Here is a 22,810-nt window from a genome sequence, read left to right on the forward strand (position 1 = left end):
GCCTCAGCCTTTCTCGCAACGGATGAAGACGGTGGAACGGTTGGCGATCTCGCCCACATCCGCGACGCTGCGGTCGGGGCCGCCCTCGCCACGCAGGGGCTCGATGCCGGACGCCTGGAGGAAGGCGGCGGCGCGTTCCCCCTTCACGGCGAAGTTGATGTTCTGCGCGATGTCGCCGGTGCGCTTGGCCACGACCTCGGCATTCAGCTTGGAGACCACGACGCCCAGCAGCTCGCCCCGCATGTCGAGCAGCGGGCCGCCGGAATTGCCCGGCTGCACCGGCGCGCTGATCTGGAACTGGTTCGGATCGTTGCCCAGGCCGTTCAGCCCGTTGACCTCGCCGCGCGTCAGCTTGGGGTCGGAGGAGAGCAGGCCGGTCAGCGGGAAGCCATAGGCGACGACGCCATCCCCCCGCCGCACCGGCTCCGTGCGGAAGCGGATGGGCGGGCCGTCCAGCCCCGGCACGGCGATCAGCGCGAGATCCAGCTTCGCATCCACCTTGGCCGGCGGCACCGCGGCGAAGCTGCGGCCATCGGGCGCCCGCACCAGCACGCGGTCGCATCCGTTGATGACATGGCGGTTGGTCATCACCCGTTCCCGCGCCACCAGGAAGCCGGTGCCGGAGGAAGCCCGCACGCCGGGCTTCGGCTGCGCCTCGGGCGCGGTCGGGGCCGTGGGCCGGGCGAGGGACGACAGGATGACGGTGCGGTCGCCGCCGCAGATATCCTGCCCGCGCTGGACCGCTTCCCGGCCGTCGGACGCCACCAGCCGGATGTCGAAGCGGCAGCCCGCCGTGGCGGCGGGGCGCAGCGTGTAGGCGGCCTCGGGCGCCAGTGGCCCTTTCAGCAGGTTGCCGCCCCAGTCGGCGCGGCCGGACCGCACGGCGAAGAGCTGCGTGGCCTCCGCCCCGGTGCGGTTGACGATGCGGAAGGGGGCACCGGCCTCGGGGCCCGTCCCGGAGCCCATCTGGGCGGCGGCGGGGGAAAGGAGAAGGGCCAGTGCCGCCAGGGAAAGGAGCAGGGTGTTGCGCATGGCGGCCAGGGTGTCATCCACGCCGCCGGGGCGGTCAATCGGCTCGCGTGGCGGAAACATTCCCATCGGCCGGACTTTCCCGCAATGCGTCATTCAAGACAATAGAAACAACCTTGAGTAGTTCATCACGGCCGAAAGGCTTGCGGAGGAAGGGGAAGCCCGTGTCCTCCACGTCACGATCCTGGAGGCCCGACATCAGCAGCACGCGGGCCCCCGGATGGCGGCCGCAGAGGTAGCGCGCCAGCTCGGTCCCGCTGACGCCGCCGGGCAGGGCGACATCGGCCAGCAGCAGGTCGGGAAGGGAGGCGCGCAGGGCCTCCAGCGCGCCGGCACCGTCGGCGGCGGCCTGCACCCGCAACCCGGCCTCGCGCAGGGTCTCCTCCATCAGCCGGCGCAGGTCCGGCTGGTCCTCGACGAGCAGCACACTGCGCCCGCTCCAGCAGGGGTGGAGGGATGCGGCGGGCTCCCGCTCCCCGGCCCGGGGCGGGCTTTCCTCCTCTGCCGCCTCCGTTCCGTCCGCCCATGGCAGATAGAGGGTCAGGCTGGTGCCGCGTCCGGGCAGGCTCTCGATGGTGATGGAGCCGCCGGACTGGCGCACGAAGCCATAGGCCTGCGCCAGGCCCAGCCCGCTGCCGCTCCCGACCGGCTTGGTCGTGAAGAACGGCTCGAAGGCATGGGCGAGGGTCGTCCCGTCCATGCCATGCCCCGTATCCGTCACCTGCAGCGCCACGTAGTTGCCGGGTTCCAGACGGAGCTCCCGCGCCCGGGCGGCATCGAGCGGCAGGTTGGCGGCCCGCAGCCGCAGCGAGCCGCCCGCCGGCATGGCGTCGCGGGCATTGATGGCGAGGTTCAGGATCGCGTTCTCGAACTGCGCCGGGTCGGCCCGCACCGGCCAGAGTCCGGGCGCCGCTTCCGCTGTCACGGCGATCGGCTCGCCGATGGTGCGCGCGATCAGCTCCCGCAGCGGCGGCAGGACCTGCGCCATGTCCAGGGTGCGCGGCCGCAGCACCTGCCGGCGCGAAAAGGCCAGGAGCTGGCGCGTCAGGTCCGCCCCGCGCTCGGCCGCCCGGCGGGCCAGCCGCGCCATGCCGCGCAGCCGCTCATCGGGCGTGGCGGCGATGATCCGGTCCGTCTGGCCGATCACCACGGTCAGCAGGTTGTTGAAGTCATGCGCGATTCCGCCGGTCAGCCGGCCCAGGGATTCCATGTGCCGCACCTGGGCGAGCGCCTCCTCGGCGCGCCGCCTGTCCTGCTGCTCCGCCTCCAGGGCCCGCGTGCGCTCGGCCACGCGGCGCTCCATCTCCGCCGCCAGCACCTCGGCCTTCAGCCGCGCCACCCGCATGGTCCCCAGGCTCCGGTGCAGCATCTCGGCGAGGACGCTGTTCAGCAGGGAGATGGCGAAGAACAGGGTCAGGCCCACCGTGTGCTGGACATCCAGCGGCCCGAAGCTGTCCTCCGGGTCCAGCAGGAAGAACCAGGACACCAGGCAGGACAGGACCGTGGCCATCAGGCCCGGCCAGAAACCGCCCATCATGGCCGTGGTCAGCACCGCCGGCAGGAAGGTGACGAGCGGATAGCTCCCCGGCGCCATGATGCCGTCCAGTGCCAGCCGCAGCCCCAGCCCGGCCGCGACGAGCAGCAGTCCGGTTCCCCAGACCAGCAGGGGCTGGCGACGCCAGCGCTCCAGGAAGAGGAGCCGTTCGGCCATCAGACGGCGGCGCGTACCATGCGCACCAGGGCGGCCACGTTCTCCGGCGGGGTTTGCGGCACGATCCCGTGCCCCAGGTTGAAGATGAAGGGGCGCCCGCGCATCGCCGCCATCAGGGAGCGTGCCTCCGCCTCCAGCGCCGCGCCGCCCGCGACCAGGGCCTGCGGGTCGAGATTGCCCTGCAGCGCCAGGCCCGGTGGCAGGTTGGCCGCTGCCCAGCGCGGGTCCATGGCCGTGTCCATCCCGACCGCCTGCACCCCCGTCCGGGTGGCGTATTCAGCCAGCATCGGGCCGGCCATGCGGGGGAAGCCGATGATCGGGAAGCCGGTGGGCAGGTGCTTGCGCAGGCGGCGCACCAGCTCGCCCGTGGGCTCGATCACCCAGCGGCGGAACTGGGAGGGCGGCAGCAGTCCGGCCCAGCTGTCGAACAGCATCAGCACCTCGGCCCCGGCCCGGACCTGGGCCAGCAGGTATTCCGCCGTCGCCTCGGTCAGGGTGCGGATGAGCCGCCCGAACAGCAGCGGATCACCGAAGGCCATGCGGCGGGCATGCGCGAACTCGCCGCCGCCGCGGCCCTCCACCATGTAGCAGGCCACCGTCCAGGGTGCCCCGGCGAAGCCGATCAGGGCGGTGCGCTGGTGCTGCACCGCCAGCGTGGCACTGAGCAGGGAGACCGTCTCGAAAATAGGCCGGGCCCGGTCCAGGAACCCTTCCAGCCGCAATCCGGCGATCGCCTCGGCATCGCGCAGCGGCTCCAGCAGGGGGCCTTCGCCCTCGGCGAAGCGCAGGGGCTGGCCCAGCGCCCAGGGCACCATCAGGATGTCGCTGAACAGGATGGCGGCATCGAAGCCGTAGCGCCGGAGCGGCTGGAGAGTCACCTCGGTCGCCAGTTCCGGGTTGGTGCAGAGACTCACGAAATCCCCGGCCAGCGCCCGGACCTCCCGGTACTCGGGCAGATAGCGGCCGGCCTGGCGCATCAGCCAGAGCGGCGGCGGCCAGACGGCCTCGCCGGCCAGGGCTCGAAGGAAGGGCTTGTCCGGCATGTCCATGGTCCCTTCTCACTCGAAAATAAGAGTCAGAGAAGAGATGAGGTGGTCTGTAGGGCCTGTGGATAAAGGGGACGCAGGGCATCCACAGACTCATGCCGGAGTTTTCCACAGAGCCTGAGTCGGGGTGACTCGGCGAGTCAGGGCGAGTCGCTGACTCAGTCCCTGAGTCACACCGGGCCTGTGACTCAGCCATCCCGAGTGGGACGGGATGTGACTCGTCATCCCCGACTCTCCCCGCCTATGAGTCAGGGAGGGGAGTTTTCCCCCGGATGCACCATCTTCCCCGCTTTCCTCCACCGTTTCACAGTGGGGCCCATGTCCACCCGCGCCATCAACCTCCACCTGATTTCCGACAGCACCGGCGAGACGCTGGCCTCCATGGCCCGCGCCACCCTGGCGCGGTTCGAGGACCCCCATTGCATCCAGCACCGCTGGTTCCTGGTCCGGTCCCGCTTCCAGCTCGAACAGGTGCTGGAAGGCATCCAGGCCGAGCCCGGGCCGGTGCTCTTCACCATCGCCGACCGCTCCATCCGGCACAGCCTGGAGGAGTTCTGCGGCCGGCTGGGGGTGCGCAGCCTTTCCGTGCTGGACCAGACGCTGGAGCTCCTCCAGACCGAGATCGGTGAGCATGCGCGGGAGAAGCGGGCCGCCCAGCATGTGCTGGATGCCGACTATTTCCGCCGCATCGACGCCATGCACTACGTGCTGGCGCATGATGACGGGCAGGGCACGGCCGGTATCCACGAGGCCGATGTCTGCCTCGTGGGCGTTTCCCGCTCCTCCAAGACCCCGACCTGCTTCTACCTCGCCAACCGGGGCATCAAGGCCGCCAACGTCCCCATCGTCCCCGGCGCCCCCCTGCCGGAGGAGCTGAACGATCCGCCCTGCCCGGTGATCGGCCTGACCATCGACGTGCATTCGCTGATCGAGATCCGCCGCCACCGCCTCAAGCTGATCGGCGGGGCCGGGGTGCGGCAGGACAGCACGGATTACGTGGACCAGGAGGCGGTGAAGGCCGAGATCCTGGCGGCACGCCGGCTCTGCACCTCCCGCGGCTGGCCGGTGATCGACGTCACCCGCCGCTCCATCGAGGAAACCGCGGCCACGGTGGTGCAGCTCATCGAGGCCTGGCACCTCCGCCGGGCCCGCGCCGCGGCGCCCTACAAGCCACAGGACCCGGCGGCGGAGGTCATGGGCCGGCCGGCCGGCTGATCGGGTTTCGGGTCACGCTGTCCTTGGGGGCAAGGCTCCGCCTCGCCCCCAAACCCCCACTCCGCCAGGACCCTGCGGGCCCTGGACCCCATTCGTTGGCATTTGCTGTGGCCGGATCGCGCCGGAGAGCCATGCTCTCCGGCGACTGCCAGTGCCGCCAGTGCGGACACGGTGTTGTTTTTCTTTTCGGGCGCCCCGCCGGTCCACCTGCTCTCAGGGATCAGGCGTCAGGCTGACAGCAGCCACCAGCGCCAGCGAAAGCCCGGGGTCCGGGGACCGGCTTCGGTCCCCGGCGGAGTGGGGGTCTCGGGGGCGAGGCAGCGCCTTGCCCCCGGGCAGGTGGCCATGAAAGCGACATCGAAGTCCGGGCCGCGAAGGCCCTTCGTGTCAGACGCCGAGCTGTTCCGCCGCGCCGCGCAGGAAGCCGCGCAGGGTGTGCCGGAATTCCGGCTCGTCCAGCAGGAAGGCGTCGTGTCCCTTGTCGGAGGCGATCTCCAGAAAGGAGACATTGGCCGCCGCCTTGTTCAGTGCCCGCACGATCTCGCGCGATTCCTCGGTCGGGAAAAGCCAGTCGGAGGAGAAGGAGGTGAGGAGGAAGCGCGTCCGCGTGCCCTGGAAGGCCAGGGACAGGTCCCCGCCATGTTCCGCCGAGAGGTCGAAGTAGTCCATCGCCCGGGTGATGGTCAGGTAGGAATTGGCGTCGAAGCGGCGCACGAAGGTCGAGCCCTGGTGCCGCAGATAGCTTTCCACCTGGAACACGTCCTCCAGGAAGGTCAGCGCCTTGGCGCCCTGGAGGCGGCGGCCGAACTTCCGGGCCAGCGCGGCCTCGGACAGATAGGTGATGTGGGCCACCATGCGCGCCACGCTCAGGCCGCGCGCCGGGATCCGGCCATCCTCCCAGTAGCGGCCGCCCTTCCAGTCCGGATCGGAATGGATGGCGGCGCGGCCCACCTCGTCGAAGGCGATGTTCTGCGCCGAATGATGCGCGGCGGTGGCGATGGCCACGCAGGCGAAGACGCGGTCCGGGAAGGTCGCCGCCCATTCCAGCGCCTGCATCCCACCCATGGAGCCGCCGACCACGGCCAGCAGGCGCGTGATCCCCAGATGCTCGACCAGCCTGGCCTGCGCCCGCACCATGTCGCGGATGGTGATGACGGGGAAATCCGTGCCCCAGGGCCGGCCGAGCCCGCGCCCCTCGGCATCCGTCATCTCCTCCCGCGGGCCGGTGGAGCCCATGCAGCCGCCCAGCACATTGGCGCAGATGACGAAGAAGCGGTCCGTGTCGATCGCATCGCCCGGCCCGACCACGCCCTTCCACCAGCCGTCGCGGCCGGTCACCGGATGCGGCTCGGCCACATACTGGTCGCCAGTCAGGGCATGGCAGATCAGGATCGCGTTGGAGGCATCGGCGTTCAGCCGGCCATAGGTGCGATAGGCCACCGCCATGGGCGCGATGGTCATGCCGCAATCCAGGGCCAGCCCGTCCGCGAAGACGGCGCGCTGGTGTTCCACGCTCGGGAGAGGTGCCAGGGTATCGCTCACGGCCGATGGATTAGACCAGATCGAGGGATCACGAAATGGAGGCCGGTGCCCATCGCGGAAATGGGCGGTGTGACGCTTCGTGGCCGGCCCCGGGGGAGAGGCGCCGCCTCTCCCGCCGGACTCCCACTCCGCCCATGACCATGATCAGGACCGGAGCCGGTCCCCGGACCCCGGGCTTTCGCTGGCTCCGGTGGTGGGCGCTGTTTCCCGGCCCGGTCCCTGGGCGCAGGTGGACCGGCGGGGCGCCCGAAAAGAAAAACAACACCGTGTCCGCACTGGCGGCACTGGCAGTCGCCGGAGAGCCAAGCTCTCCGGCGCGATCCGGCCACAGCAAATGCCAACGAATGGGGTCCAGGGCGCGCAGCGTCCTGGCGGAAAAGGGGGTCCGGGGGAAAAGGCGGAGCCTTGTCCCCCGGGGCCAGCCAGGAAGCGCCTGCCTTTCAGCACCCGGTGAGACGTGGTGTCCGCTCGACCTCCAGCCCGAAGAGGGGCCGCAGGCGGGTGCCGAGGATGTTTCCGGCGAAGGCGGCCGCGAGCCAGACCCAGCCATGGAGGCTGCCGGAGGCGATGCCGGAGAAATAGGCGCCGATGTTGCAGCCATAGGCGAGGCGCGCGCCATAGCCGAGCAGCAGCCCGCCCAGGATCGCCGCCAGGGCGGAGCGCAGCGGCACGCGCCAGACGGGGGCGAAGCGGCCGGCCAGGGCGGCCGCGAGCAGGGCGCCCAGGATGATGCCGAAATCCATCACCGAGGTGACATCGGCCAGCACGCTGCCGTGCAACTGCGCCTGGGCGGCGGGCGTGGACCAGAAGGGCCAGGCATCGACATCGAAGCCCAGGGCGAGCGCCGCCTTGGAGCCCCAGAGCGCGAAGGCCGAGGTGATGCCCCAGGGCCGCCCGGCCAGGGCCAGCGTGGCGAAGTTCAGCAGGGCCAGGGCCACCGCCCCCGCCAGCAGGGGCCAGGGGCCGCGGGTGAAGCGGGCCAGTCCCTGGCGCGGCGAGGCCGGACGGGCGGCCAGGACGCCGTGGCGCCGCCGCTCCAGCACCACGGTCACGGCGGCGATGACGGCGAAGGCCGCGAGCTGCACCGCCATGGCGGCCCAGGGGCCCCAGAGCTGGACGATGGAGAGGCGCGGCAGGCTGGGCAGCGCCGCCCACCAGTGGAGATGCGCCGCGCCGATCGCGGAGCCGGCGATGAAGGCCGCCAGGGTGATCAGCATGCGCGTGGAGCCGCCGCCCACCGTGTAGAGCGTGCCGGAGGCGCAGCCGCCCCCCATCTGCATGCCGATGCCGAAGAGGAAGGCGCCCACCACCACCGAGGTGCCGGCTGGCGAGACGAGCCCGGTGACCGGCTGGCCGAACAGGCTGCCGGAGGCCAGGACGGGGAAGAACAGCACCGTCGCCAGGGCCAGCATGACCATCTGGGCACGCAGCCCCTCGCCACGCCGGTCGGCGATGAAGACCCGCCAGGCGGAGGTGAAGCCGAAGGCGGCATGGTAGAGCACCAGCCCCATCGCGGCGCCCAGCAGGTAGAGCAGGGCCTGGTAGGGGCTGACGGCCTGTCCGATCACCAGGGCACCGAGGATCAGCGCGGCGCCGGCGAGGAGGGCGGCCGGCCTCTGGATGCCAAGGGCGGCGGGGGAGGCCAGGGTCGTGGCGGACATTCGGGAGTTCCGCGAAATGGGGGCGTCGAACCACCCAAGAACGTGCCTGAATGGTACTTTCCGCCATATAAGCGAAGCAAAAGCGTGGTTCCACGCCGTTCCGGCCCGCGCGGGACATGAGAGATGCGCGGAGCACGCGACGCGGCCGGTCCGGCCGCGCGCCTATTCCGCCACCACCGGCGGGGCGCGGAGCCGGGTGGAACGCAGCTCGCCCTGACGTTCCAGCAGCGGATAGGCGATGCCGGCCAGATGCGCGCCGATGCGCTTGAGGTCGCGCGTCACGTCCAGCACCAGGCTCGCCGCGGCGGAACCCGTGGGGCTGGTTTCCACGAGATGGTCCGTCGCCTCCCGCTCCGCCGAGCGCCAGGCCTCCTTCTCCCGCACCAGTTGGCGCGCCGCTTCCGTATCCTCCAGCATGAAGACCGCGACGGCGAGGCGGAGCTGCGCCAGCAGGCGGTCGTTCTGCTGTTCCAGCACCTGCAGGTCCTCCGGCGAGAGCGGGATGCCACGGCGGGCCCGGCGGGCGGCGTGCTTGGACAGGTTGCGCGAGACGGCGTCGCCCGCATGTTCCAGCGAGATGGCGAAGGCCCGGATCTCGGCGAGGCGCCGGGCCTCCGTCTCCGGCAGGTCCTCCTGCGGCAGGCGGCTCAGATAGGCGTGGATGGCGCCGTGCAGCCGGTCCAGCACATCGTCCAGCCGCCCCACCGCCCGGGCCTCGTCCCGGTCGGCGCGGCGCAGCGCCTCGCCGGAATCGCGCAGCATGGTTTCCAGCGTGTCGGCCATGCGCAGCACCTCCCGCGACGCATTGGCCAGGGCGACGGACGGCGTGGCGAGCGCCCCTTCGTCGAGGTAGCGCGGCGCGCTGGGGTTGCGCTCCGGCGGCAGGTCCGGGAGCAGCCGGCGCAGCAGCTTCGACAGCGGGTCCAGCAGCGGCAGGAACAGCACCGCCATCACGAGGTTGAAGCCGAGATGCGCATCCGCCACCAGCCGGCCCGGCGCGGCGGAGAGCAGGGCGGTGACCTGTGGCAGCAGCGCCAGCACCAGGGCCGCCCCGGCGAGGCGGTTCAGCAGGTTGCCCACCGGCAGGCGCAGGCCGGCGGGGTCCGTCCCGCCGCCCCGCGCGCCATGGCGCGCGGCCAGGAGCGGCGGCACCGCCCCGCCCAGATTGGCGCCGGCGACCATGGCCACCGCCGTTCCGGCCCCGATGACGCCGGTGGAGGCGAGCGAGCCCACCAGCAGCACGGCGGCCAGCGAGGAATGCGTCGCCCAGGCCAGGAGCGCGGCCAGCAGGGCGGCGGCGGGCGGGGCGCCCTCCAGCAGGTGCAGGAGCTGGCGCAGGCCTACCGAATGTTCCACCGGCTGCATGGAGGAGAGCAGCAGGAACAGGGCGCAGAGCATCAGGCCGAGCCCGATCGCGGCCCGGCCGAGATCGCGGGTGCGCGCCTTCTTGCCGCGCCTGAATGCCATCCAGCCGAGCAGGATGACCAGTGGGAAGACAGGGCGGAGATCGAAGGACAGAACCTGCGCGATCAGCGCCGTGCCGACATTGGCCCCCAGCATGGCGCCCAGCGCCGGCACCAGCCCCAGCGCCCCGGCGGCGTGCAGCCCGCCCACCATCAGCCCCGCGGCGGTGGAGGATTGCAGTGCGGTGGTGGCGAGCAGCCCGGCGGCGAAGGCCCGCCAGCGGTCTCCCAGGGCGCGGCCCAGTCCTTCGCGGAGCTGGGCACCATAGGCGCGATCGATCCCCCGCTGCACGAGGCTCAGCCCATAGAGCAGGAGGGCCGCCTCGCCGGCGAGCTGGATCATCAGGCTCAGTCCGTACAATCCCTGTCTTTCACCTCCCTGGCTCTCGGGGCCGGGGGACGCATCGTCTCACGGCGCAAGATGACAGAACGATGACAGGAGGGGGCCGGGTTTCCAACCCGGGCCGCAGGACCGTCCCGGGAGGGTGCTTTAGCGCCCCAGCACGCCGTGCTGCCGGAGGAAGTCGAGCAGGGGCAGGAGCGGCAGGCCGAGGATGGCGCTGTGCTCGCCCTCCACCTTGCGGAAGAGCTGGATGCCCGGCCCTTCGAGCCGGTAGGCGCCGACCGAGGCCATGGCCTGTGCCCCTTCCTCCGCCACATAGGCATCGAGGAAGGCGTCCGAGAAATCCCGCATGGTCAGGCGCGGCACGGCCAGGTGCTGCCAGATCCGGACCCCGTTGCGCCAGCACAGCACCGCCGTGTGCAGCCGGTGCTCGCGGTTCCGCAGCGTTTCCAGATGGGTGCGGACCTCGCCCAGGCCGCGCGGCTTGTCGAACCAGCGCTCCCCTTCCTCCGTCCGGCAGGTGAGGAGCTGGTCGCCGCCGATCACCAGCACGTCCGGCGCACCCTGCCGCGCCAGCCTCTCGGCGACGCGGCGGGCCTTGGCCTCGGCCAGCAGCATCGCCGCCTCGCCGGGCGGGATGCCCTCGGCTTGGCAGCTCAGCTTGATGCTTTCCTCGTCCACGGCGGCGGCCACCGCCTCGAAGCGCAGCCCGGCCGCCCGCAGCAGGGCGGTGCGGGAGGCCGAGGCGCTGGCCAGGACGATGGCGGGGTTCTCGGTCTGGATCAAAGGCGTGCCGTGGGGTTGACGCTGGGAGGGATAGGCGATGGCGAGGGCGGCGTCACCTCCGGCGGTGCGCCCGGGGCGATCTCGGGCGCGGTGTCCGGCGTGATCTCCGGCACACCCGGTCCCGGTCCTGGTCCCGGCCCCGGCGTTGGCGGCGCCGAGGGCGGCGTGGCGGGGGGCTGCGGCACCTCCGGCGTGGCGGGCGGGGCGGACGGGTTGTCCGGAGTGGCCGGGCTCGGCTGGTTCGGCGTGATCGGGTCGGACATCGGCCGTTTCCTTTCGCTGTCGGGTCCGCGCCCGCCTCGGCATGGCGCGTCCCGGAAAGAACGGCGCGGATGGGCAAAAGCTCCAGGCGCGCCGAGCTTCCCCGATGCCGGGCCGGGGGCCGGGACCCGTGTTCCGGCATGTGACTCCGGCCCCGATCTGCCCTACATCCGGTCCCGATCCGTCTTCCGCGATCTGGTTTCTGGGATGGGACGCCTTGCCCGATAACGTGCCGCCGGTCCGCTTCGTCGCCAAGAACATGCGCCTCGACCTGCGCCTGATCGCGGAGATGATCCCGGAGGGTGCCAGGGTCCTCGATATCGGCTGCGGCGACGGCGCGCTGCTCGACCATCTGACGCGCGAGAAGCGGGCGGATGCGCGCGGCATCGAGATCGACATGGCCGAGGTGGCGCGGGCGGTGGGGCAGGGCCTCGCCGTGATCCATGGCGACGCGGATACCGACCTCGCCTTCTATCCCGACCGGGCCTTCGACTATGTGGTGCTGTCCCGCACCTTCCAGGCGGTGGAACGGCCGCGCGAGGTGCTGGCGCAGATGCTGCGCATCGGCAGCCGCGCCGTGGTCTCCTTCCCCAATTTCGGGCACTGGCTGCTGCGCTGGAAGCTGCTGGTCACCGGCCGGATGCCGGATACCGAGACCTGGAACCGGCCCTGGTACGAGACGCCGAACATCCACCCCTGCACCATGCTGGACTTCATCGCCCTTTGCGAGATGGAGGGCTATATCGTGGAGCAGTGGCTGGCGGTGGACGAGCACGGGCTCCAGGCACCCTGGCGGCGCAGCCTGCGGCTGGCGAACCTGTTCGGCGAGCAGGCGCTCTTCGTGCTGCGCCGGGCGGACACGCCGCCCCGGTAACTCCACTTCCGGTTGATCTTCCCTCCCTGCTCCTGTCCTCTCCGGAGGGTGTGGGAGGGGATGCCATGAGGACCGTGATGACCCGGTTCCGCCGGGGCCTGCTGCTCGCCGGCTGGCTGGGCCTGCTCGCGGCTGTGCCGGCCCTGGTGCCGGCGCGGGCCGAGGGTCTCGATGGCCGCATGATCGTCGGCTACCAGGGCTGGTTCGCCTGTCCGGGGGAGGCTCCGGGGGGAGGGTGGTTCCACTGGTTCGCGCCCCGTCGCGGCGGCGGGCTGGAGCCGAGTTTCGACCTCTGGCCCGATGTGTCCGGCATGCCCGCCGAGGCGCTCTGCGACACGCCGCTGCGCGACGCCACGGGAGCGCCGATGCGGGTCTATTCGGCGCAGCGGCGCGCGACGCTGGAGACGCATTTCCGCTGGATGCGGCAGCACGGGCTGCACAGCATGCTGCTCGCCCGCTTCGCCAACGCGCTGGGCACGCCCTTGCAGGGCATGGCCGACCGCACCCTGGACCTGGCGCTGGAGGCCGCCGCCTCGCAGGACGGGCAGGTCTTCATCGTCTATGACCTCACCGGCTTTCCGCAGGAGCGCTATCGCGAGGTGGTGGAGGATCTCCGCCGGATGCGCGCCGCCGGGATGCTCGACCGGCCGTCCTGGCAGCACCATCGGGGCCGCCCCGTGGTCAGCCTCTTCGGCCTGGGCACGGTGGGGATCGGCTTCGACGCGGCGCATGCGAAGGCGCTGATGGAAGGGCTGCACGCCACAGGGCCGCTGACGCTGATGGGGGGCGTGGCGGTGGACTGGCGGACGCTGACCGGTGCCTCCCGGCGGGAGCCGGAATGGGCGGCGGTCTATCGCAGCTTCGACATCATCAGCCCCTGGCCGGTCGGCGCCTATGGGGACGAGGCCGGGGCGGACGAGTTCCTGCGCAGCCATGTCCTGCCCGACCTCGCGGAAACGCGGCGCCTGGGCATCGGCTACCTGCCCGTGGCCTGGCCCGGCTTCTCCGCCACCAACCTGAAGCGGCATGACGGGCGTTCCGGCCCGCTGAACCAGATCCCGCGCCGCTGCGGCCGGTTCTACTGGCATCAGGCGCGGAACCTGATCGGCGCGGGGGTGCGGATGATGCAGACGGCCAATCTCGACGAGTTCGACGAGGGGACGGCCATCCTGCCCTATCTGCGGGACGTGCCGCACCCGCCGGGGGCGGCAGCTTTCCTGTCGCGCGACGCCGATGGCTGCGACCTGCCGGCGGACGGCTATCTGCGGCTGGCGGGGCAGGTGGCGCGGGGGCTGCAGGCGGGGCTGTTGCCGCCCTCGCCATGAAAGAGTGCGGCGCAGCGACTCGTGGAGGCCCTCCCGACAGAGGAATCAGGCGGCGAGGCGGCGTTCGGTGGTCTCGCGGCGCAGGGCCTCCATGGCCTCGGCGAGATGCCCGGCCGCTTCCTCGGCACCCAGTTCGAGGCAGCGGCGCTCCAGCACCTCCAGCATGCGCAGCACGGTGTCGGGCTCGCGCTTCGCGTGGTCGGGCCAGAGGAGGGCGACGACGGGCATGTTCATGATCAAAAGAGCTCCAGGGCAAGGCGGTCTGCGGCGCGGCGCTTAGCACCGGCGCCAGCGGCCCTGCCACGCTCTTCTCGCGTGGCTCGCCCCCGTTCCGCACAGGCCCACCCGTGGCCCGGGCCGGGAGGGGCAGGCCTGTCCCCGGGCTTCCATTCCGGGTGGTATCAAAAGGAATGCTGAACCTTGGCTTTGCGTAACTTCGTTTCTTGCTTACGCTTGTTCAGACGGGCCGGAGCGGCGAGGATCGCGACGGCCCGTTCTGTCAGGAGGAGCGCCAAAGCATGGCACGCGTCGCACTTGTCACCGGTGGTCAGCGCGGCATCGGGGCTACCATCAGCGAGAGACTGAAGGATCAGGGCCGCACCGTCGTGGCCTCCTATGCCGGGAATGAGGAGGCCGCCCGGGCCTTCACGGAACGCACCGGCATCCCCTGCATCCGCTTCGATGTCAGTGATTTCGAGCAATGCAAGGCCGCCGTCGCCGAGATCAAGGAGAAGCACGGCCCGATCGAGATCCTCGTGAACAATGCCGGCATCACGCGGGACGGCACCATGAAGCGCATGGACCGCAAGATGTGGGATGACGTGATCGACACGAATCTCGGCTCCTGCTTCAACCTCTGCAAGCTGGTCTGGGAGGACATGTCGTCCAGGAAGTTCGGCCGCATCGTCAATATCGGCTCGATCAACGGGCAGGCCGGCCAGTACGGGCAGGTGAACTACGCCGCCGCCAAGTCGGGTATCCACGGCTTCACCAAGGCGCTGGCGCAGGAAGGCGCGCGCTTCAACATCACCGTCAACGCCATCGCCCCAGGCTATGTGGACACGGAGATGGTGCGCGCGGTGCCGCCCGACGTGCTGGAGAAGATCATCGCCCGCATCCCGGTCGGACGCCTGGGCCGGGCGGACGACATCGCACGCGGCGTCTGCTTCCTGACCGCGGACGATGCCGAGTTCATCACCGGCTCGACCATCTCCATCAACGGCGGCCAGCACATGTACTGACCCGGCCGGAGAGCGCCGGCCCGGTTCCGCCGGGCCGGCGTCGCGGAGCTGGGCGCCGCGGGACCGCCCGGGATGGTTGACGGCCCGGGCCGTCTCGTCCTTCCTCCCCTCCTCCGGACGGGAGTTGCCGGGAACAGCGGAGGAGGAACCCGATGCCCTTCATGGTGCTCGCCTATGACGGCAAGGATGCGGAGGCCCCGGCCCGCCGGAAGGCCGCCCGCCCGGCCCATCTGGCCCGCGTGGCGCAGGAGGCCGAGTCCGGCCGCCTGTTGATCGGCGGGCCGCTGACCGATGCGGATGGCCGGATGATCGGCTCCATGATGGTGCTGGACCTGCCGGACGAGACCGCCGTGCATGCCTGGCTGGCGGAGGACCCCTATGTGCGGCAGGATGTCTGGAAGGACATCAGCATCCTGCCCTTCCAGATCGCGCCCCTGAAATACCGGCCCCTGCCGGGTGGCTGAGACCGCGATCCCCGCTGGCCGTCAGAGCCGGTCGCGGACGAGGCTGCTGGCGAACCAGGACACGATCGCGACGATGATGGCGCCCCAGAAGGCGGACCAGAAGCCGTCGATGCTGACCGGCGAGAAGAGGCTGGTCAGGCCGAACATCGCCGCGTTGATCACCAGCGAGAACAGGCCGAGGGTGAGGATGGTCAGCGGCAGCGACAGCAGCGCGACCACCGGGCGGATCACGGCATTGATCAGGCCGAAGACCACCGCGGCGAAGAGCGTGCCCACCAGGCCCGGCAGGTGGATGCCGGACACGATCTGCGAGGCGACCCAGAAGGCGATGGCGGTGATGACGGTCCGGAGCAGGAAGCCCATCTGCCCGATTCCTTGTCCTGTGGCGGGCGCAGTGTAGAGCAGTTCCGGCCTGATTCCCGCCTGCCGACCCCTGTGACCGGACCTTCCCCATGAACACGCCCCGCGCCACGCCGGCCCCGGCATCCCGGCCCGCTCCCCGCCTGAATGGCGCGACCTGGGCGGGCTGTGGCGCGCTGGTCCTCTGGGCGGCACTGGGCCTGCTGTCGCGCCTGGCGGCGGGGCTGCCGCCACTTCAGCTCACGGCCATGGCCTTCGCCGTGGGCGGCGGCCTGTCGTTGCTGCTGGTGGCGGCGCGCGGAAGGCTGGGCGCACTGCGGCAGCGGCCCCTGGCATGGATGCATGGCGTCGGCGGGCTCTTCGGCTATCACGCGCTGTATTTCGCCGCGCTCGCCCTGGCGCCACCGGTCGAGGCGAACCTGCTGAACTATCTCTGGCCGCTGCTGATCGTGCTGCTCGCCGCGCCGGTCCTGGGCCTGCCGCTGGGGCGGCAGCGGCTGCTGGGCGTGGCGCTCGGCTTCGCGGGCTGCGTGGTGCTGGTGGGGGCAGGGGCCTCCTTCCCGCCCGGCGCCGTGCCGGGCTTCCTGCTTGCCCTGGCCGCCGCCCTGACCTGGGCCAGCTATTCCGTCACCTCCCGCCGCTTCTCGCAGGTCCCGACCGAGGCGGTGTCGGGCTTCTGCCTCGGCGCCGCGCTGCTGGCCGGCCTGGCGCATGCGGCCTTCGAGACCACCATCCTCCCCGATGCCCGCCAGGGCCTCGCCGCGCTGCTGCTCGGCCTGGGCCCTGTGGGCGCGGCCTTCTTCCTCTGGGATGCGGGCATGAAGCGGGGCGACCCGCGCCTGCTCGGCACCCTCGCCTATGCGGTGCCGGTCGTCTCCACCCTCCTGCTCCTCCTCGCCGGGGAAGGTCAGCCGGACTGGCGTGTCGCCGCCTCCGCCCTCCTCGTCACCCTCGGCGGCTGGATCGCCGCCCGTGCCCGGTGAGCCCTGGGTGGTCGGGCCTTTGGACCGGGAAGCTCTGCCTCCCGGACCCTTTGCTGAGGGAGGGGCCGCTCAGGGGCATAATATGCCCCCGAGACCCCGCCATGAGCGCTCCGCGAGGAGGGGGATCGGGAAACCGGTTGATCCTGGCGCAACGGCGGTCAGTCCCCTCCTCGCGGAGCGCTCATAGGGTTCCCAGGGACTAACGTCCCTGGGCGGGGTGTCCAGAGGGGCAGGGCCCCTCTGGCCCCGGTCCGAACCACCAGGACCACCGCTCAGGACCGGCGGGGTGACCAGCCGGAGGGGGCCAGTTCGAAGCCGGCGAAGGAGAAGGCCGGGCAGACGGTGCAGGTCACGAGGCTCCAGCCCTGGCCGGCCGCCGGGGGCAGGGGGCGGCGGCCTGCCACCAGCGGCGGGGCACCACGGCGGACAGGCGCTGCCCGGCGGAAAGATGGGGGCCGAGCACGACCTCCAGGGGGTCCGACCCCTCCCAGCAGAGGCTGAGCTGGAGCGGCGCCCCGGCATGCCAGTGCCAGCCCTCGGCGGCATCCACCCTGTGCCAGTGGCTCCTCTCCTTCGCCGAAAGCAGGAAGAGGATCGAGGTCCCGGCCCCGCGTGTGCCGTCGCCGGGATCATCGCGCCAGGTTTCGCGGTAGCGGCCGCCCTCGGGATGTGGCTTCAGCTCCAGTGCCTCCGCCACCGCATCGGCGGTAAGCCGGGTGTCGCGCAGGTCGATGTTCATGAGGGGCCTCCCTGATGGATCACCGGAACTCGTCCTTGGCCTTCCGCAGCTTCGCCAGGGTTGCCACATCCGGGGCACGCAGGAAGGGATTGGCCGCCATTTCCTCCTCCAGCCGGGTGGGAACGGTCGGCTCGCCCCGGCCGCGCTGTTCGCGCGCCTGCTGCGCCCGGGCCTGGAGAGCCTTGTTGTCCGGCTCCACAGTCAGGGCGAAGCGGGCGTTGGACAGCGTGTATTCATGGCCGCAGCAGACCAGGGTTTCCGGCGGCAGGATGCGGAGGCGTTGCAGCGAGGTGAACATCTCCTCCGCCGTGCCTTCCAGCAGGCGCCCGCAGCCGAGCGAGAAGAGGGTGTCGCCACAGAGCAGGATATCCTGCCCCGGCTTTTGCCCCGGTTTCTGTCCAGCTTTCTGCCCTGGGCCCTGGGGGCGGGGGCTCTGTAGATGAAAGGCGATATGCCCGCGCGTGTGGCCGGGCGTGTCGATCACCACGGCACGCGCCGATCCGATGGCGATGCCGTCCCCCGGCGACAGGGCATGGTCCAGCGGTGGCAGGCGATAGGCATCGGCCCTGGCGCCGACCACCTTCGCGCCGGTGGCGGCGACGAGTTCCGCCACGCCGCCGATATGGTCCTGGTGATGATGGGTGAGCAGGATGAAGTCGCACCGCCCCTCCGGCAGATCGGCCAGGACGGGCCGTGCCTCGCCCGGGTCGCAGATGGCGACGGTGCCGGTCGCCGCATCCGTCACCGCCCAAGCATAATTGTCCGACAGGCAGGGAATCGCCCGAACCGTCAGGGCCATTGGCAGTGTCTCCCTTCGATGACCGCCCTATATTCGTCCCATGAGCGCCGAGGTCCATGGACTCGACCAATTCTACGCATCGCCCACCGGGATCGTTGCCAAGCGATTGCTACGGGCCAGGCTGCGTGCCGTCTGGCCTGAACTCGCGGGGAGCGATGTGCTGGGCGTCGGCTATGCCGGCCCCTATCTGCGCCTCTGGCGCCGCCGCGCCGCGCGGCTGATCTCGGTCGCGCCCCTACAGGGGCCGCCGCCGGGCCGGCTGTCGCCCTGGCCGGCGGATGGCCCCTGCGCCCTGGCCCTGGCCGAGGAGGAGAACCTGCCTTTCCCGGATCTCAGCTTCGACAATGTGCTGATGATCCACGGGCTGGAACATGCCGACCATACGAGGCGCCTGTTGCGGGAGGTCTGGCGCGTCTTGCGGGATGAGGGGCGGCTCCTGGTCGTGGTGCCGAACCGGCGCAGCATCTGGGCGCATCTGGACCATACGCCGCTGGGCCATGGGCAGCCCTATACCCCGGCCCAGCTCGCGAAGCTGCTGGAACGCGGCATGTTCCACGTGGAACGTCGCGATGGCGCGCTGTTCGTGCCACCTTTCCGGTCCAGGCTGCTGCTGCGGACGGCGCGGCTCTGGGAAGGTGCCGGCCGCGCCCTTTCACCGAAACTGTCGGGCGTGACGATCATGGAGGCCCGCAAGGAGGTCTTCGGTGCGCTGCCGCTGAGGAGCCAGCCGAGCGGCCGGCGAGTGACCGTGCCCGCCTGGGTCGGCCGTGGCCTGGCGCCGGCGGCCCGGGAACAGGGCCATGCCTCGCCGTCGGATGAGGTTCTGGCGCGCGAGGGCGATCTGGGGACCGAAGCGCCGCGTTGAGATTCGGCGAACCGGGGCCAAGCCCCGTACTGACGGAAGGGGCCGGGGGAAAAGGTGAACCTTTAACCCCCGGGAAGCGAAACACCCGGCCGGCGATCACCGGGATCGCCGGCCGTATCGGCTCCCTGTCAGGGAGCCTCGACGCACATGGCGACACCCATGCCGCCGCCGATGCAGAGGGTGGCGAGGCCCTTCTTCGCCCCGCGCCGCTTCATCTCGTGCAGCAGCGTGGTCAGCACCCGGGCGCCCGAGGCGCCGATCGGATGGCCGATGGCGATGGCACCGCCATTGACGTTCACCTTGTCCGGGTCCCAGCCCAGGTCCTTGTTCACCGCGCAGGCCTGGGCGGCGAAGGCTTCGTTCGCCTCGATCAGGTCGAGGTCCTGGATGTTCCAGCCCGCCTTCTGCAGGGCGCGGCGGGAGGCCGGGATCGGCCCGGTGCCCATGATGGTCGGGTCCACCCCCGCCGTGGCCCAGGAGGCGATGCGCGCCAGCGGCGTCAGCCCGCGCTTCGCCGCCTCTGACCCCTTCATCACCACGATGGCGGCCGCGCCGTCATTGATGCCGGAGGCATTGCCCGCCGTGACCGTACCGTCCTTGGAGAAGGCCGGGCGCAGCTTGGCCAGGATCTCCATCGTCGTCTCGGGCTTAGGGTACTCGTCCTTCTCCACCACCGTGTCGCCCTTGCGGCCCTTCACGGTGACGGGGGCGATCTCATCGGTGAAGCGGCCGGCCTTCTGCGCCTCGCCCGCCTTGCGCTGGCTGTTGTAGGCGAGCTCATCCTGCTGCTCACGCGTGATCTGGAACTTCTGCGCCACGTTCTCCGCCGTGGTGCCCATGTGATAGCCGTTGAAGGCTTCCCACAGCCCGTCGCGGATCATCGTGTCCACCAGCGCCAGGTCGCCCATCTTCTGGCCGGCGCGCAGGTTGGCGCAGTGCGGCGACTGGGTCATGCTTTCCTGGCCGCCCGCGACCACGATGCCGGCATCGCCCGTCGCGATCTGCTGTGCCGCCAGCGCCACGCTGCGCAGGCCGGAGCCGCAGACCTGGTTGATCCCGAAGGCGGTGCGCTCCACGGGGATACCGGCATGCACGGCCGCTTGCCGCGGGGGTTCTGCCCGGCGCCGGCGGTGAGCACCTGGCCCAGGATCACCTCGTCCACATCCTCCGGACGGATGCCGGCCCGTTCCAGCGCTGCCTTGATGGCGATGGCGCCCAGCGTATGGGCCGGGAGGCTGGCGAAGGCGCCGTTGAACGCCCCGACAGGCGTGCGCATGGCGGAGGCGATGACGATATCGTCCATGGTAGCGGTCCTTCCCCAAGGTTTACGGCTGATCTTGGTCCGCCCCCGGGAGGGCGGCAAGGCACCCCCGCCATGACAGAGGGGTGATTTGTTCGGAAGCCGAGAAGAAATCCTCCGGCCCCTATCCAGGCGTGGGGCCGGCGCGGGCTCAGAAGCTGCCCGGGAACTGGCCGCCATCGGCGAGCAGGCTCTGTCCGGTGATGAAGCCCGCCTGGGCCGAGCAGAGGAAGGCCACGGCCGCCGCGATCTCCTCCGCCGTGCCGTAGCGCTTCGCCGGGTTGGCGGCGGCGCGCTCGGCCCAGATCGCCTCATAGGGCCGGCCGGTCATGGCGGCGAGGCCGCGCACATGCGCCTCCTGCGCCTCCGTCGCCACGATGCCGGGCAGGACGTTGTTGATGGTGACGCCCCGCGCCACGGTCTGCCGCGACAGCCCGGCGCAGAAATTCACCAGGCCGGCCCGCGCGCCGTTGGACAGGCCCAGCTCCGCATGCGGCGACTTCACGCTGCGGGAGGCGAGGTTCACGATGCGCCCGAAGCCGCGCGCCATCATGCCGTCCACCACGCCACGGATCATCTGGATCGGCGAGAGCATCATCATGTCCAGCGCCCGAACCCAGGTGTCGCGGTCCCAGTCGCGGAAATCGCCGGGCGGCATGCCATCGCCGTTGTTCACCAGGACGTCCGGCTCCGGACAGGCCGCCAGCACGGCGGCGCGTCCCTCCCCGGTGGTCAGGTCTGCCGCGACGGGGGTGACGCGGGCACCGGTTTCCGCCGCGATGGAGGCGGCGGCGGCCTGGATGGTATCCGGCGTGCGGGCGGCGATGGTCAGCACCATGCCTTCCCGCGCCAGGGTCAGGGCGATGGCCCGCCCCATGCCGCGGCTCGCACCGCACACGATCGCCCGCTTGTCCTTGAGCCCGAGATCCACGCCCGCCCACCTTGCAGCTCTGCCGAAGGCCGGCAGGTTAGCGCGCGATCACAGGCGCGGGGAAATCCCCCTGGCGGTTTTCGTCGGGCGTCCCGGGGGAGAGGCTTTGCCTCTCGCCCCGGACCCCCTCTCCACCAGGACGCCCAAGAGTCCCATGGGGCGCCCTGGACCCGATGGGTTGGTTCCGGGTGGTGGCTCTTGGCTCCCTGGTCTGATCCGTCAGCGCGGTGGGCAGGTGAAGCTCCAAAGGAAACGGAGACCATCTCCGTGCTGGCGGCACCCGCAGTCGCCGGAGAGCGATGCTCTCCGGCGCGATCCGGCGTCAGCGAGCGCCCACGAACCGGGTCCAGGGCCCGCAGGGTCCTGGCGGATAGGGGGTAACGGGGGCGAAGGCGGAGCCTTCCCCCGGGCCACCGGGCGCAACGGGCTCCTATCCCCCCGGCACCGGCGCCGCCTCGGGGAGGATTCCGTCCTGCTTCAGGGCCCGCCAGAAATCGGCCGGGATGGGTTGGCGCATCAGTTCCACATTCTCCCGCACCCGCTGTGGGTTCTTGGTGCCGGGGATCACCGAGCACACCACCTCCGGCGCGGCGCAGAATTGCAGGGCGGCGGCGCGCAGGTCCACGCCATGCCGCTTCGCGATGGCGGCGAGGCGGTCGCGCGCGGCGACCTTCTCGGCGGAAGCCTCCTGGTATTCGAAGTTCCGCCCGCCGGCGATCAGGCCGGAATTGTACGGGCCGCCCACCACCACATGCGCGCCCCGCTCGGCGCAGCGGGGGAAAAGCTCCTCCAGCGCCGGCTGGTTCAGCAGGCTGTAGCGCCCGGCGAGCAGGAAGACATCCGGATCGGCCTGCTCCAGCGCCAGGACACAGGGCTCGACCCGGTTCACCCCCAGGCCCCAGGCGCGGATCACGCCTTCCTCCCGCAGCTTCGTCAGCGCCACGGCGGCGCCCTTCATCGCCGTGTCGAAGACCTCGCGCCAGCGTGGCCCATGCGCATCCTCGGCGCAGTCATGGATATAGGCCACGTCGATGCGGGCCAGGCCCAGGCGTTGCAGGCTGTCCTCGATCGAACGGCGGGCGCCGTCGGCCGTGTAGTCATAGTCCACCCGGAAGGGCAGGCCGGCGACGAAGGGCCCGTGCTGCCCGCCCTTGCTGGCATCCGCCCGCAGCAGCCGTCCGACCTTGGTGGAGAGCACGAACGCGTCGCGCGGCTGGTTGCGCAGGAACGCCCCGAAGCGGTGCTCGGAAATGCCGGGCCCGTATTCCGGCGCGGTGTCGAAGTAGCGGATGCCGCAGTCCCAGGCGGCCTGGAGCGTGGCCGCGGCATCGGCGTCGGAAACACGTTCGAACATGTTGCCCAGGGGCGCGCCGCCGAAGCCGAGGGGACCGGGCGGGGCGTAATGCTGGCTGGCGGACAATGGGATACCTCCTTCGCTTCGGCGGATCGCACCGGGAGCAGGACGCCGCAGCGGCCATGGAGTTGCCCTGGAAGCCATGCTGGAAACAGGCATCGGTCTGCACGGCCATCCATCCCTGTTGTAGGAGACGCCCGACGCGCAGCGGATCACGGAATGGGATGACGGAGCTTCTGGAGCGATTGACCCTGGTGGATCTGGTGGGCTCCATCGGGACGCTGATAGTGGTGACGGCCTACTTCCTGACCCAGGCCCGCCTCCTGGCCGCAACCGGCCTGGCCTTCCCGCTCATCAATCTCTGCGGCTCGGGGCTGATCGCCTTGTCCCTGTCGCGGAATTTCAACCTCGCCTCCGCGCTGATGGAGTTCTTCTGGATCGCCATCAGCCTGCTCGGCATCGTCCAGGCTTTGAGGGAAAGGGGCCGGCGCGGCGGCTGCTGAATCTCCGCGAAGGCG

The 22,810-nt window shown here is 71.0% G+C and carries 22 protein-coding genes and 1 pseudogene; 8 read left to right on the plus strand and 15 right to left on the minus strand.

The features are described 5' to 3' along the window. Nucleotides 1-3 precede the first annotated feature (3 nt). Genes MVG78_RS03480 through hemE form a run of 3 tightly spaced genes read right to left on the minus strand, consistent with a single transcriptional unit; the run spans nucleotide 4 to nucleotide 3,789 of the window. Entirely contained in the window at nucleotides 4-1,053 is a 1,050-nt protein-coding gene (locus tag MVG78_RS03480; RefSeq protein ID WP_247558224.1) for a trypsin-like peptidase domain-containing protein, read from the minus strand. A 13-nt stretch (nucleotides 1,054-1,066) separates the two neighbouring features. Then, nucleotides 1,067-2,740 (minus strand): DUF4118 domain-containing protein, encoded by a 1,674-nt coding sequence (locus MVG78_RS03485; protein WP_247558226.1) that lies wholly within the window; start codon nucleotides 2,738-2,740, stop codon nucleotides 1,067-1,069. Next, a complete protein-coding gene (hemE, locus tag MVG78_RS03490) occupies nucleotides 2,740-3,789 on the minus strand; it encodes a uroporphyrinogen decarboxylase (protein WP_247558228.1) in 1,050 nt (349 codons plus the stop codon). Before hemE ends, MVG78_RS03485 begins: the two co-directional genes overlap by 1 nt. A 315-nt stretch (nucleotides 3,790-4,104) precedes the next feature. Between hemE and MVG78_RS03495 the strand changes: the two genes are divergently transcribed. Further along, the gene (locus tag MVG78_RS03495; protein ID WP_247558230.1) at nucleotides 4,105-5,001 is read left to right on the plus strand and encodes a pyruvate, water dikinase regulatory protein; all 897 of its coding nucleotides are present in this window, start codon (nucleotides 4,105-4,107) and stop codon (nucleotides 4,999-5,001) included. Nucleotides 5,002-5,388: 387 nt separating this feature from the next. Here the strand turns inward: MVG78_RS03495 and metX are convergent, their stop codons facing one another. The 5 genes from metX to MVG78_RS03520 all read right to left on the minus strand — a co-directional run bounded on the left by metX (nucleotide 5,389) and on the right by MVG78_RS03520 (nucleotide 11,059). Then, a complete protein-coding gene (gene metX, locus MVG78_RS03500; RefSeq protein WP_345892854.1) occupies nucleotides 5,389-6,543 on the minus strand; it encodes a homoserine O-acetyltransferase MetX in 1,155 nt (384 codons plus the stop codon). A gap of 440 nt (nucleotides 6,544-6,983) precedes the next feature. Then, entirely contained in the window at nucleotides 6,984-8,204 is a 1,221-nt protein-coding gene (locus tag MVG78_RS03505; RefSeq protein ID WP_247558232.1) for a YeeE/YedE family protein, read from the minus strand. Nucleotides 8,205-8,366: 162 nt separating this feature from the next. Further along, nucleotides 8,367-10,028 carry a Na/Pi cotransporter family protein gene (locus MVG78_RS03510; RefSeq protein ID WP_247558234.1) on the minus strand — a complete coding sequence of 554 codons (1,662 nt, stop codon included), beginning with the start codon at nucleotides 10,026-10,028 and terminating at the stop codon, nucleotides 8,367-8,369. A gap of 129 nt (nucleotides 10,029-10,157) precedes the next feature. After that, on the minus strand, nucleotides 10,158-10,796 hold the full coding sequence (locus tag MVG78_RS03515) for a Maf family protein (RefSeq protein WP_247558235.1): 639 nt from the start codon (nucleotides 10,794-10,796) through the stop codon (nucleotides 10,158-10,160). Continuing rightward, complete coding sequence (locus MVG78_RS03520) at nucleotides 10,793-11,059, minus strand: hypothetical protein (RefSeq protein ID WP_247558237.1); 267 nt, start codon at nucleotides 11,057-11,059, stop codon at nucleotides 10,793-10,795. The genes MVG78_RS03515 and MVG78_RS03520 overlap by 4 nt, the downstream gene beginning before the upstream one ends. 257 nt (nucleotides 11,060-11,316) lie before the next feature. On the opposite strand from MVG78_RS03520, the gene metW reads away from it, so the two are divergent. Then, entirely contained in the window at nucleotides 11,317-11,931 is a 615-nt protein-coding gene (metW, locus tag MVG78_RS03525; RefSeq protein ID WP_247560287.1) for a methionine biosynthesis protein MetW, read from the plus strand. A 77-nt stretch (nucleotides 11,932-12,008) separates the two neighbouring features. Then, nucleotides 12,009-13,256, plus strand: coding sequence for a glycoside hydrolase family 99 protein (locus MVG78_RS03530; protein ID WP_247558239.1), 1,248 nt, complete (start codon nucleotides 12,009-12,011; stop codon nucleotides 13,254-13,256). A 45-nt stretch (nucleotides 13,257-13,301) separates the two neighbouring features. Here MVG78_RS03530 and MVG78_RS03535 read toward each other — a convergent pair whose 3' ends face one another. Beyond that, nucleotides 13,302-13,490 (minus strand): soj family protein, encoded by a 189-nt coding sequence (locus tag MVG78_RS03535; RefSeq protein WP_247558241.1) that lies wholly within the window; start codon nucleotides 13,488-13,490, stop codon nucleotides 13,302-13,304. A 284-nt stretch (nucleotides 13,491-13,774) separates the two neighbouring features. Here MVG78_RS03535 and phbB point away from each other — a divergent pair, with 284 nt between their 5' ends. Both phbB and MVG78_RS03545 read left to right on the plus strand, forming a co-directional pair. Continuing rightward, a complete protein-coding gene (phbB, locus tag MVG78_RS03540; protein WP_247558243.1) occupies nucleotides 13,775-14,497 on the plus strand; it encodes an acetoacetyl-CoA reductase in 723 nt (240 codons plus the stop codon). 152 nt (nucleotides 14,498-14,649) lie between these two features. Further along, the gene (locus tag MVG78_RS03545; RefSeq protein WP_247558245.1) at nucleotides 14,650-14,961 is read left to right on the plus strand and encodes a YciI family protein; all 312 of its coding nucleotides are present in this window, start codon (nucleotides 14,650-14,652) and stop codon (nucleotides 14,959-14,961) included. A gap of 21 nt (nucleotides 14,962-14,982) precedes the next feature. Here MVG78_RS03545 and MVG78_RS03550 read toward each other — a convergent pair whose 3' ends face one another. After that, entirely contained in the window at nucleotides 14,983-15,324 is a 342-nt protein-coding gene (locus MVG78_RS03550; RefSeq protein ID WP_247558247.1) for a phage holin family protein, read from the minus strand. An 89-nt stretch (nucleotides 15,325-15,413) separates the two neighbouring features. Between MVG78_RS03550 and yddG the strand changes: the two genes are divergently transcribed. Then, nucleotides 15,414-16,304, plus strand: a complete 891-nt coding sequence (yddG, locus tag MVG78_RS03555) for an aromatic amino acid exporter YddG (protein ID WP_247558248.1) — start codon at nucleotides 15,414-15,416, stop codon at nucleotides 16,302-16,304. 349 nt (nucleotides 16,305-16,653) lie between these two features. On the opposite strand, the gene MVG78_RS03560 is transcribed toward yddG, so the two are convergent. Beyond that, nucleotides 16,654-17,043 carry a cupin domain-containing protein gene (locus MVG78_RS03560; protein ID WP_428480741.1) on the minus strand — a complete coding sequence of 130 codons (390 nt, stop codon included), beginning with the start codon at nucleotides 17,041-17,043 and terminating at the stop codon, nucleotides 16,654-16,656. A 19-nt stretch (nucleotides 17,044-17,062) separates the two neighbouring features. Next, complete coding sequence (gloB, locus tag MVG78_RS03565; RefSeq protein ID WP_247558250.1) at nucleotides 17,063-17,842, minus strand: hydroxyacylglutathione hydrolase; 780 nt, start codon at nucleotides 17,840-17,842, stop codon at nucleotides 17,063-17,065. Nucleotides 17,843-17,882: 40 nt separating this feature from the next. On the opposite strand from gloB, the gene MVG78_RS03570 reads away from it, so the two are divergent. Next, the gene (locus tag MVG78_RS03570) at nucleotides 17,883-18,707 is read left to right on the plus strand and encodes a class I SAM-dependent methyltransferase (RefSeq protein ID WP_247558252.1); all 825 of its coding nucleotides are present in this window, start codon (nucleotides 17,883-17,885) and stop codon (nucleotides 18,705-18,707) included. Nucleotides 18,708-18,835: 128 nt separating this feature from the next. Here the strand turns inward: MVG78_RS03570 and MVG78_RS03575 are convergent. The 3 genes and pseudogenes from MVG78_RS03575 to MVG78_RS03585 all read right to left on the minus strand — a co-directional run bounded on the left by MVG78_RS03575 (nucleotide 18,836) and on the right by MVG78_RS03585 (nucleotide 22,358). After that, nucleotides 18,836-20,010, minus strand: a pseudogene (locus tag MVG78_RS03575) (acetyl-CoA C-acetyltransferase). Nucleotides 20,011-20,158: 148 nt separating this feature from the next. Beyond that, nucleotides 20,159-20,938 (minus strand): SDR family oxidoreductase, encoded by a 780-nt coding sequence (locus MVG78_RS03580; protein WP_247558254.1) that lies wholly within the window; start codon nucleotides 20,936-20,938, stop codon nucleotides 20,159-20,161. A gap of 430 nt (nucleotides 20,939-21,368) precedes the next feature. Further along, nucleotides 21,369-22,358, minus strand: coding sequence for an aldo/keto reductase (locus MVG78_RS03585; protein WP_247558256.1), 990 nt, complete (start codon nucleotides 22,356-22,358; stop codon nucleotides 21,369-21,371). 158 nt (nucleotides 22,359-22,516) lie between these two features. Here MVG78_RS03585 and MVG78_RS03590 point away from each other — a divergent pair, with 158 nt between their 5' ends. Next, complete coding sequence (locus tag MVG78_RS03590; protein WP_247558258.1) at nucleotides 22,517-22,795, plus strand: CBU_0592 family membrane protein; 279 nt, start codon at nucleotides 22,517-22,519, stop codon at nucleotides 22,793-22,795. The last annotated feature ends 15 nt before the right edge of the window (nucleotides 22,796-22,810 follow it).

It is taken from the genome of Roseomonas gilardii subsp. gilardii, assembly GCF_023078375.1.
In the GTDB taxonomy this organism is placed as follows: Bacteria; Pseudomonadota; Alphaproteobacteria; order Acetobacterales; family Acetobacteraceae; genus Roseomonas; species Roseomonas gilardii.

Excerpts from the sequence above, each read along its gene's own strand:
- MVG78_RS03485 (WP_247558226.1), bottom strand. The coding sequence starts at position 2,740 with ATGGCCGAACGGCTCCTCTTCCTGGAGCGCTGGCGTCGCCAGCCCCTG.
- hemE (WP_247558228.1), bottom strand. The coding sequence starts at position 3,789 with ATGGACATGCCGGACAAGCCCTTCCTTCGAGCCCTGGCCGGCGAGGCC.
- MVG78_RS03495 (WP_247558230.1), top strand. The coding sequence starts at position 4,105 with ATGTCCACCCGCGCCATCAACCTCCACCTGATTTCCGACAGCACCGGC.
- MVG78_RS03505 (WP_247558232.1), bottom strand. The coding sequence starts at position 8,204 with ATGTCCGCCACGACCCTGGCCTCCCCCGCCGCCCTTGGCATCCAGAGG.
- MVG78_RS03520 (WP_247558237.1), bottom strand. The coding sequence starts at position 11,059 with ATGTCCGACCCGATCACGCCGAACCAGCCGAGCCCGGCCACTCCGGAC.
- metW (WP_247560287.1), top strand. The coding sequence starts at position 11,317 with ATGCGCCTCGACCTGCGCCTGATCGCGGAGATGATCCCGGAGGGTGCC.
- MVG78_RS03530 (WP_247558239.1), top strand. The coding sequence starts at position 12,009 with ATGACCCGGTTCCGCCGGGGCCTGCTGCTCGCCGGCTGGCTGGGCCTG.
- MVG78_RS03535 (WP_247558241.1), bottom strand. The coding sequence starts at position 13,490 with ATGAACATGCCCGTCGTCGCCCTCCTCTGGCCCGACCACGCGAAGCGC.
- phbB (WP_247558243.1), top strand. The coding sequence starts at position 13,775 with ATGGCACGCGTCGCACTTGTCACCGGTGGTCAGCGCGGCATCGGGGCT.
- MVG78_RS03545 (WP_247558245.1), top strand. The coding sequence starts at position 14,650 with ATGCCCTTCATGGTGCTCGCCTATGACGGCAAGGATGCGGAGGCCCCG.
- MVG78_RS03550 (WP_247558247.1), bottom strand. The coding sequence starts at position 15,324 with ATGGGCTTCCTGCTCCGGACCGTCATCACCGCCATCGCCTTCTGGGTC.
- yddG (WP_247558248.1), top strand. The coding sequence starts at position 15,414 with ATGAACACGCCCCGCGCCACGCCGGCCCCGGCATCCCGGCCCGCTCCC.
- MVG78_RS03560 (WP_428480741.1), bottom strand. The coding sequence starts at position 17,043 with ATGAACATCGACCTGCGCGACACCCGGCTTACCGCCGATGCGGTGGCG.
- gloB (WP_247558250.1), bottom strand. The coding sequence starts at position 17,842 with ATGGCCCTGACGGTTCGGGCGATTCCCTGCCTGTCGGACAATTATGCT.
- MVG78_RS03570 (WP_247558252.1), top strand. The coding sequence starts at position 17,883 with ATGAGCGCCGAGGTCCATGGACTCGACCAATTCTACGCATCGCCCACC.
- MVG78_RS03590 (WP_247558258.1), top strand. The coding sequence starts at position 22,517 with ATGACGGAGCTTCTGGAGCGATTGACCCTGGTGGATCTGGTGGGCTCC.